General features: G+C 64.0%; 1 protein-coding gene. It reads left to right on the top strand.

The annotated features are described in order from the left end of the window. A partial coding sequence (locus tag ACZ3HG_RS23735) for a class I tRNA ligase family protein (RefSeq protein WP_465334828.1) occupies positions 1-272 on the top strand: 272 nt, incomplete at both ends.

The following is a 272-nucleotide window of genomic DNA, read 5'->3' as shown; positions in this document are numbered from 1 at the left end:
GCAGATGGTCGTCGAGCGCAATCTGAAGCTGGCCGGCGAGCTGACGCGCGCCGAGCTCGGCCGCGAGAAGTTTCTCGACAAGGTCTGGGAGTGGAAGAAATTCTCGGCCGGCACCATCGGCGAGCAGATCCGCCGCATGGGCTCGAGCGTGGACTGGTCGCGCGAAGCCTTCACGATGGACCCGGCCTACTCCAAGGCCGTGATCGAGCACTTCGTGAAGCTGCATGAGGACGGTCTGATCTATCGCGGCAAGCGCCTCGTGAACTGGGACC

The sequence above is a fragment of the Erwinia sp. PME.40.26/001 genome (genome assembly GCF_055556675.1).
This window is presented reverse-complemented; position numbering and strand designations above follow the sequence as displayed.